The organism is Kitasatospora sp. NPDC057542 (genome assembly GCF_042801945.1).
In the GTDB taxonomy this organism is placed as follows: domain Bacteria; phylum Actinomycetota; class Actinomycetes; order Streptomycetales; family Streptomycetaceae; genus Kitasatospora.
Window position 1 is genome coordinate 1 of the sequence record NZ_JBHVFE010000403.1, and the last position, 8,366, is coordinate 8,366.

At 73.5% G+C, this 8,366-nt stretch carries 6 protein-coding genes and 1 rRNA gene; 5 read left to right on the forward strand and 2 right to left on the reverse strand.

Annotated elements, in window-relative coordinates; all coding sequences use genetic code 11:
- Nucleotides 1-88, reverse strand: a 16S ribosomal RNA gene (locus ACFU7Y_RS34340); the annotation flags it as partial.
- Nucleotides 89-833: 745 nt separating this feature from the next.
- On the opposite strand from ACFU7Y_RS34340, the gene ACFU7Y_RS34345 reads away from it, so the two are divergent.
- Nucleotides 834-1,310 (forward strand): hypothetical protein, encoded by a 477-nt coding sequence (locus ACFU7Y_RS34345; protein ID WP_224282042.1) that lies wholly within the window; start codon nucleotides 834-836, stop codon nucleotides 1,308-1,310.
- Between the two features lie 32 nt (nucleotides 1,311-1,342).
- On the opposite strand, the gene ACFU7Y_RS34350 is transcribed toward ACFU7Y_RS34345, so the two are convergent.
- Nucleotides 1,343-2,773 (reverse strand): BTAD domain-containing putative transcriptional regulator, encoded by a 1,431-nt coding sequence (locus tag ACFU7Y_RS34350; RefSeq protein WP_224282041.1) that lies wholly within the window; start codon nucleotides 2,771-2,773, stop codon nucleotides 1,343-1,345.
- A 129-nt stretch (nucleotides 2,774-2,902) separates the two neighbouring features.
- On the opposite strand from ACFU7Y_RS34350, the gene ACFU7Y_RS34355 reads away from it, so the two are divergent.
- The 4 genes from ACFU7Y_RS34355 to ACFU7Y_RS34370 all read left to right on the forward strand — a co-directional run.
- A complete protein-coding gene (locus ACFU7Y_RS34355; protein ID WP_380770714.1) occupies nucleotides 2,903-5,836 on the forward strand; it encodes a BTAD domain-containing putative transcriptional regulator in 2,934 nt (977 codons plus the stop codon).
- A gap of 133 nt (nucleotides 5,837-5,969) precedes the next feature.
- Nucleotides 5,970-6,881, forward strand: a complete 912-nt coding sequence (locus ACFU7Y_RS34360) for a CAP domain-containing protein (protein WP_380770715.1) — start codon at nucleotides 5,970-5,972, stop codon at nucleotides 6,879-6,881.
- Nucleotides 6,882-6,923: 42 nt separating this feature from the next.
- Complete coding sequence (locus tag ACFU7Y_RS34365) at nucleotides 6,924-7,772, forward strand: peptidoglycan-binding protein (protein WP_380770716.1); 849 nt, start codon at nucleotides 6,924-6,926, stop codon at nucleotides 7,770-7,772.
- A gap of 37 nt (nucleotides 7,773-7,809) precedes the next feature.
- Nucleotides 7,810-8,366: RICIN domain-containing protein (locus ACFU7Y_RS34370; protein WP_380770717.1), on the forward strand; the 557-nt coding region annotated here is incomplete at its 3' end.

The window sequence follows — 8,366 nt, forward strand, 5'->3', positions numbered from 1 at the left end:
TCCACCCCGAAGGGCTTCACCGTTCGACTTGCATGTGTTAAGCACGCCGCCAGCGTTCGTCCTGAGCCAGGATCAAACTCTCCGTGAATGTTTACCCGTAATCGGGTCGACACCCGCGTTGAGCGGCACGGCAACCACCGGAATAAGGCGGCCCCGCGCACTGCGTCCTCGCTAGTGTTATTTCAAAAGGAATCTCCAACCCCAGGAAACCTGAGGCCGGGGATGTCAACATATCTGGCGTTGACTTTTGGCACGCTGTTGAGTTCTCAAGGAACGGACGCTTCCTTCGGACCGCCTTCCAGCGGGCCCTCCGGGCTTCGTTCTTTCGTGTTTCCAGCTTATCAGATGTTTTCCGCTCCGTTTCCGGGGCTTCGCTCATCCAACTCGCCGGCGTCTTCCGGGGTTTGACGCCCCGTCCGACGTTTCAAACTCTAGCCGATCTCCGCTCCGAAAAGCGAATCCGACCGCAACCCGATAAAACGCGCACGCCGAATACGCACCAGGCCGCGACGCAGATACGCGAAGCGACCCGGCCCGAACCGGGAAGTGGTGTTTCAGAGGATTGGCCACCCCGGGACCGTCCGCGCAGCTGCGTGTCCGGTGCTCCCTGTCAGGCGACTAGGAGACAGTACTCCTACTCCGGGCCCAAGCCAAATGCCCCTGGGCCGCCGTAGGACCGGCCGGCCCAGCCGCCGGCCTGGCCTGCCCCCGGACGCCGATCAACGCGGGCGTTCATCGTTTGTCTACCGCCCTCCCCCACGATCGTCCTCACACGGCGCCCCGAGGACCTCCCGGGCGCGAACGCACGAGAGAACCACGAGGTACACGGGGACATGAAGGCAATCAACGCACTCCGACGCACGGCCGTCGTAGCGGCGACCGCCGCGCTGGCACTGACCGGGACGATGCTGGGGGCTGGCAGCGCACAGGCCGCGTACGACCCGGGCACCCACACCATCTGGGACGACGAGCCGCTCTACCAGGGCTGGCACGTCGACTCGTCCACCACCCGGCTGATCATGCAGACCGACGGCAACCTGGTCATCTACCACCCCAACGGCGCGGTCTGGTCCACCCGCACGAACAACTGCGGATACAAGGCCGTCATGCAGAGCGACGGCAACCTCGTCGTCTACTCCGCCAACGGCGGCATCTGCTGGGCTCTCGGCACCATCGGCCACCCGCACGCCAAGCTGACGGTCAACGACAACGGCAACGTCTCCGTCTACTGGGGCGGCGACCGAGTCCCCCACGGCAACGACCCCCAGGCCGTGGTCCTGGCCTCCGACCTGTACTCCCCCAGGCCGTAGTCCCCGGCGGGGCCGCGCCGGCGGCCCGGCGCTCAGCCCCGCTCCGCGAACCACCTGACCAGGTCGGCCACCGTCCACCGCGGCCGGGCGGCGAGCCGCTCCGCCGCCGTCCGCAGCAGGACGGGCAGGTGGCCGCAGATCTCCGTCAGCTCGGACACCGCTTCCGGCTCCCGCCGGATCCGCTCCGCGCCGACGATCCGGGCCAGCAGCTCGTAGGCGTCGTGCGGCTCCAGCGGTCCCACCGCCAGCCGTACGGCGTCCTCGGGCAGCGTGCCCGGTTCCGCCCCCGCCACCACCGCGGCGCAGCCGGGCACCGACGGCAGCAACGGTCCCGGCTCGGCCATCCCGTCGAGCAGCACCAGCACCCGGCGCCCGGCGAGCGCGGCGCGGTAGCGCGCGGACAGCTCGTCGAGGCCCACCGAGGAGTCGGTCCGGTCCCCCAACGCCCGCAGGAAGCCGGCCAGCACCGTGCCCGAGCCGCCCCCGCTCGCGTACAGCTGGCCGTCCGGGAAGGCGTCCTGGACGGCGTGCGCGACGTGCACCGCCAGCGCCGACGCGCCGCAGCCCGCCGGGCCCGACAGCCCCAGCACCGGAGTGCCGCCCGCCCGCAGCACCCGCTCCGCCTCCCGCACCTGCGCCGCCCTCCCGACCAGGTCCGAAATGTCCGGCGGCAGCTGACACGGCCTCGGCAGCCTCGGCAGCCGCCGCAGCAGCACCGGGGCCTCCCCCCGTCGGATCTGCTCGGCCAGTTCGACCAGCGCCGGGGCTGGTTCGAGCCCGAGCTCCCCGTCCAGCCGCTCCCGCAGCGCCTCGTACCCCGCCAGCGCCTCCGCCGTACGGCCGCAGCGGTGCAGTGCCAGCAGGTGCAACCTGTGCACCTCCTCGTCCTGCGGGTGCGTGGCCGCCAGGCCGGACAGCGGCTCCAGCGCCTCGGCGTGCCGGCCGAGCGCCAGGTCCAGGCCGAGCAGCGCCTTCACCGCGGCGAAGCGCCCGGCCGCCAGTCGCTCCCGGACCCGCCCGGCGAACGTCCCGGGCACCCCCTCCAGCGCGCGGTCCCCCTCCCAGGCCCCCAGCGCCTGCGCCAGCAGCTCGCGCGCCCGTAGCGGATCCTGGTGACGCAGCGCAACGGCCTCCGCCACCGCGGCCTCGTAGCGGAAGAGGTCCACCGCCGTACGCGGCGCCTCCAACCGGTACCCGCCCGCCGCCCCGACCAGCAGCCCAGGCGCGCCGAGGGCACGTCGGAGCCGGTGGACATGCGTGCCGATCTGCCCGACCGGGTCCTTCGGCCAGCGGCTGTCGTCCTCGCCCCACAGGCTCTCGACCAGCCGGTCCGTCGACACCAGCTGCCCCGGCGGGAACAGCAGCACGGCGAGGACGGCCCGCTGCTGCGGTCGTCCGAGGTCGACCTCCCGGCCCTCGTACCGAACCCGCAGTGGCCCCAGCACGTGGAATTCGAGCCCCACCGCCCACTCCTCGAAGCCCTCGATCCGGTACACAATCTGTGACAGAGAATAGGCCGCCGGGGGTACGGGGCCCGCCGTCCGGACAGAACTGGCGAGATCCCGGCGCAGAACGACTTTCGGGGACGGGACATGGGTGACATGGGGGGATCCGGGCTGCGGTTCGGACTGCTGGGACCGCTGCGGGCCTGGTACGGGGAGCAGGAACTGGAGTTGGGCAGGCCGCAGCAGCGGGCCGTGCTCGCCGTACTGCTGGGCGCCGCCGGGCGGACGGTCGCGACCTCGGTGCTGGTCGAGGGGGTGTGGGGCGGGGCCGCGCCGGCCGATCCGCGCAAGGCCGTCCAGCTCGCCGTCTCCCGGCTGCGCACCGCGTTCCGGCCGTACGCCGGGGCCGACCCGGACCGGATGCCGCTGGTCCGGGTCGGCGACGGATACGCGTTCAGGGCGCCCGGTGCCGAGGTGGACGCCGCCGCCTGGGAGGCGCAGGTGGCCGAGGCCGGACGGCTGCGCGAGGCGGACGCACCGCCGCAGGAGGTACGGGAGGTGCTGCGGCGCGCCCACCGGCTGTGGGTCGGCGAAGCCCTGGCCGGACTGCCCGGGCCGCACGCCGAGGCCGTCCGCACCCGTCTCACCGAGCAGCGGATCTCGGCCAAGGAGACGGAACTGGAACTGGACGCCGATCTCGGCGACCGCACCGACCTCACCGCGGCGATCGCCGCCCTCGCCCTGGAGCACCCGGGCCGCCCCCGGCTCACCGCCGTCCTGATGCGCGCCCTCTACCAGGCCGGGCGCAAGGCCGAGGCGCTCGCCGTGTACGAGGACGCCCGCGCCTCGCTCCCGCCCGGCGAGAACGGCCCGGCCGACCTCCAGCTGCGCATCCTGCGCGAGGACGCCTCCCTGCTGCCCGCGAAGGCCGCCGCAGACCCGGCCGAACCCACCGCCGACGCCACCGCCGACAGCTGGCAGGCTCCCGACCAGCTCCCGTCCGGCCTGCCCGACTTCACCGGCCGCACCGAGGAGGCCGAGACCCTCGCCGACCGCCTCGCCGGCGCCGGCGGACGGGCCGTCGTGGTCTCCGCCCTGGACGGCATGGGCGGCGTCGGCAAGACCACCCTCGCCGTGCACGTCGCCCGCCGGGTCCGCGACCGCTTCCCCGACGGGCAGCTCTTCGCCGACCTGCGCGGCGCCGACCACACCCCGCCCGACCCCGGCACGGTGCTCGCCGGCTTCCTGCGGGACCTCGGCGTGGACCCGGGCGAGATCCCGCCGGACAGCGGCGAACGCAGCGCGCTGTACCGCTCGGCCCTGGCCGGGCGGCGCGTCCTGGTCGTCCTCGACAACGCCGCCACCACCGGCCACGTCGAACCGCTGCTGCCCGGCTCACCCGGCTGCGCCGTCCTCGTCACCAGCCGCCACCGGCTGACCGGCCTCGCCGGGGCCCACCAGCTGCGGCTGGACACCCTGCCGCCCGGACAGGCGCTGGAGCTGTTCACCCGGATCGTCGGCGCCGAACGCGTCGCCGCCGAACCCGGAGTCGCCGAGGAGGTCGTCCGGGCCTGCGGGCTGCTGCCGCTCGCCGTCCGCATCGTCGCCTCCCGGCTCGCCGCCGACCCCGCGCTCACCCTGGCCGCACTCGCCGAAGGACTCCGCCGCGAGCACCGGCTGGCCGAACTCAGCGACGGCGAACGGACGGTGGAAGCCAGCTTCGCCATCTCCTACCACCGCCTGGACGCCGAACTCGCCCGCGCCTTCCGGCTGCTCGCCCTGCCCGACGCCCCCGACGTCCCGCTGCCCTGCGCCGCCGTCCTGCTCGACCGCACCGAGGCCGAGACCGGCGAGCTGCTCGAAACCCTCGTCGACCTCAATCTGCTGCACTCCCCCCGCTTCGGCCGGTACGGCTTCCACGACCTCGTCCGCGCCTACGCCCGCGGCCGGCTCGCCGACGAGGACGGCGCCGCCGAACGCACCGCCGCCACCGACCGGCTGCTCGACTTCTGCCTCGCCACCGCCCGCAACGCCGACCTCGTCGCCCGCAAACCCGACCCGGTCGAACTCAGCCTGCTCGACGCGTCCGTGTCCCACCCCGGCCGACCGGTGGCCGACGGCGCGGAAGCCGTGCGCTGGATGCGCGAACAGGCCGAGGTGCACGCCGCCGTCATCGCCCTGAGCTGCGCGGACCCGGCCGTGCCGCTCGATCGCGCCGCCGAACTCGCCGACCGGATGGGCTCGGTGCTCGCCGAACGCACCCAGACCACCGTCATCGCCGACCTCGCCGAACGCCTCGCCCGGGAAGCCACGGCACGCGGCGACCACGGCCCGCTCGCCCTCGCCCGCTACCTGCGCGGCTCGATGCTCTGGCACGTCAACCGCTACGCCGAGTCCGAGGAGGAGATCCACCGAGCTGTCGACGTCTGCACCACCACCGGCACCGAGCGGGTCCTCGCCAAGGCCCTGCTCACCCTCGGCGGCAACGCCCGCGTCCACGGCCGCTACGCCGAGGCCGCCGAACACGCCGGCCGGGCCGCCGGGCTGTTCCGGCGCCTGGACGCGAGCCGCTCCGAGGGCAGCGCCCTCGGCGAGTTCGCGTTCAGCTGCGCCCAGACCGGCCGGATCGACGAGGCCCGGGACGCCGCCGAGCGCAGCGCCCACCTGATGAGCGGTTCGGGGCCGGTCTCCGCCGCGATCGGCCGCTACTACCTCGCCCGGGTGCTGCGGCTGTGCGGCGATCCGGAGGCGGCGCTCGCCCACGCCGTCGGCGCCCGCGAGGAGTTCGCCACGCTCCAGGTCACCGTGTTCGCGGCCGCGTCCGGAGACCTCGCCGCCCGCATCCACGCCGAGGCCGGCCGCTGGCTGCTCGCCGTCGACGCCGCCGAAGCCGTCCTCCCGCTCGCCCGGCGCACCAGCCCCGCCCTGGAGGCCGCCCTGCTGCGCACCCTCGGCACCGCGCTCACCGGCCTCGGCCGCCCGAGCCAGGCCCGGGCCTGTCTGACGGACTCCCTGGAGGTGTACGAGCGGCTGGGGCTCCAGGAGGAGTCGGCGCAGGTCAGGGAGCTTCTGGCGCAGTAGACGCGACATCAACGGCGGTGTGGGCTACGCGCGTTGACCGGCCGTCTACCGCAGTGCAGGAACGTCTCTCTCGTCAGGCCCCGGGCCGCCGCGGTTGCGGCCCGGGGCGACACCACAGACGAGAGGCGCAACCATGCCCACGCTCCCGCAGCACGGTCAGAACTGGACGCTCAAGTCCGCCAACGGAACGGTCGCCGACGTCCGCTCCAGCCAGACCGCCGCCGGCACCGCCATCCAGTCCTGGGGCCCCAACGGCACCACCGCCCAGGGCTGGACCTTCTGGGCCAAGGAGAACGGCAGCTTCCTCCTGGAGACCCTGCTGACCACCGGCCGGCACGTCGGCGGCCAGGCCATGGTCATGGACTTCAACTACTCCATCGGCCAGGCCTGGCTGTACAACGAGCACAACCAGCCCAACCAGCACTGGTGCTTCGAGCCCCTCGACAACGACTGGGTCCGGATCCGCACCACCCGCACCAGCGAGGGCATGCTCTTCCTCACCGCGGCCGCCCCCGGTTCCCCGCTCACCCTGGCCAAGCAGGACGACGCCAACCCGGCGCAGCGCTGGCAGCTCGTCCCGGCGGGCGGCGTCAGCGGCGGCGGCCAGCAGCAGCAGCCTCAGCCGCAACCGCAACCGCAGCCCCAGCCCGGCGGCGGCGGCGGTGACTTCCGCACCGAGATGCTGAACGCCGTCAACGCCGAGCGCGGCCGCGTCGGAGCTCCGCCGGTGCGCCTGGACGAGCGCCTCAGCGCCGCCGCCCAGCGCCACGCCAACGACATGGCCTCGCACGACCTCACCCAGCACAACGGCACCGACGGCAGCACCCCCTGGGACCGCATCGCGGCCGCCGGCTTCTCCTCGCGGGCCTCCGCCGAGAACGTCACCCCGAGCAACAGCGTGCCGGAGGCGATGCAGATGTGGATGAACAGCCCGGGCCACCGGGTGAACATCCTCAACCCCGACTACAACTTCATCGGCATCGGCTACGCACCCCGCCAGCGCGGCAACTGGGGCCGCTACGTGCAGACCTTCGGCAAGGCCTGAGACCCCGACCGGCACCCTTCCACCAACAAGGAGTCCACACCCATGTCCTCGAACGCGGCGGACCTGATCCGCATCGCCCGAGACGAGGTCGGCTACCACGAGGGCCGCAGCGGCGGGCACTGGAACAACATCCAGAAGTTCTCCCCCGCCGTCGCCGGCCTGGAGTGGTCCCAGGGCGAGGCCTGGTGCGCCACCTTCGTCGCCTGGTGCGCCGAGCAGTCCGGCAACGCCGGCCTCTTCCCGGTGACCGCCTCCTGCGCGGAGGGCGTCGCCTGGTTCAAGGAGCGCGACCGCTTCACCGAGTACCCGGTGATCGGCGGCCAGGTCTTCTTCGGCCCCGGCGGCGGCAGCCACACCGGCATCTGCGTCGCCTACACCAGCTCCACCATCACCACCGTCGAGGGCAACACCAACGACGGGGGAAGCTCCGAGGGCGACGGCGTCTACATGAAGACCCGTGAGCGCCGCTCGGACTGGGTCCACGGCTACGGCATCCCGGACTTCACCGAGGGCGTGGTCCTCGCCGACCCGGAGTGGAGGGACCGGCCCGGGGCGCTCTACTTCGGGCAGGAGGCCTCCGCGGACGACAGCCCCAGCGGCGGCGCCCCGTCCGGTGCCGCCCCGGCGGCCGGCGGCGGCGACGGCTACGAGCCGTTTCCCGGCGCCGACTTCTTCCACGACGGCCAGAACAGCGACGTCATCACCCGGATGGGCGAGCGCCTCGTCGCCGAGGGCTGCTCCGCCTACGCCGAGGGCCCCGGGCCCGAGTGGTCCGACGCCGACCTCGAGTCCTTCCGCAACTGGCAGCACAAGCTCGGCGACTCGGGCGCGGACGCCGACGGCATACCCGGCCCCAAGCAGTGGGCCGCGCTCGCGGTCCCGCGCGGCTGACCCCTGGCCCGTCCACCACACCAGAAGGAGAAACCCCATGAGCACCATCACCCGTACCCGCAGGTTCCTCGCCTCGCTCGGGGCCGTCACTGCCGTCGCGGGGGCGGTCGTGGCCGGCGCACCGGCGGCGCAGGCGGCACCGGCCGGCGCCTGCGACTTCTCGCCGTCCGTCGGGGGCATGACGGCCGTGAACAACGGCTCCGGAGCAGGCGCGCTCGACCTGTACCACAACGCCGAGGTCAACGGTCAGCCGATCGTCGTCTGGACGGCCAACCAGTCGCCCGCGCAGACCTGGTCGTTCTGGAAGTACTGCGACGGCACCACGGCGATCTCGCACGGGCAGAGCAAGGTGATCGACCTCGACACCGGCTCGGGTGCCGTCCGCCTCTGGGACACCCCCGGCGGGCTGGACGGCCTCAACCGCCCGGCCGGCGACTGGATGCCGGCCAACCAGAAGTGGCGGCTGACCGACGAGGACCACGGCTGGTACCTGGTCCGCAGCGCGGCCACCGGGCAGTGCCTCACCTCCAACGGCGGCGGCCAGGCCACCGGGGTGGCCCCCTGCGACCCCGCCGCCCCGGCCCAGCGCTGGCT

Bases quoted from the DNA above. Each gene is read 5' to 3' on its own strand.
- ACFU7Y_RS34345 (WP_224282042.1), top strand. From the start codon at position 834: ATGAAGGCAATCAACGCACTCCGACGCACGGCCGTCGTAGCGGCGACC.
- ACFU7Y_RS34355 (WP_380770714.1), top strand. From the start codon at position 2,903: ATGGGTGACATGGGGGGATCCGGGCTGCGGTTCGGACTGCTGGGACCG.
- ACFU7Y_RS34360 (WP_380770715.1), top strand. From the start codon at position 5,970: ATGCCCACGCTCCCGCAGCACGGTCAGAACTGGACGCTCAAGTCCGCC.
- ACFU7Y_RS34365 (WP_380770716.1), top strand. From the start codon at position 6,924: ATGTCCTCGAACGCGGCGGACCTGATCCGCATCGCCCGAGACGAGGTC.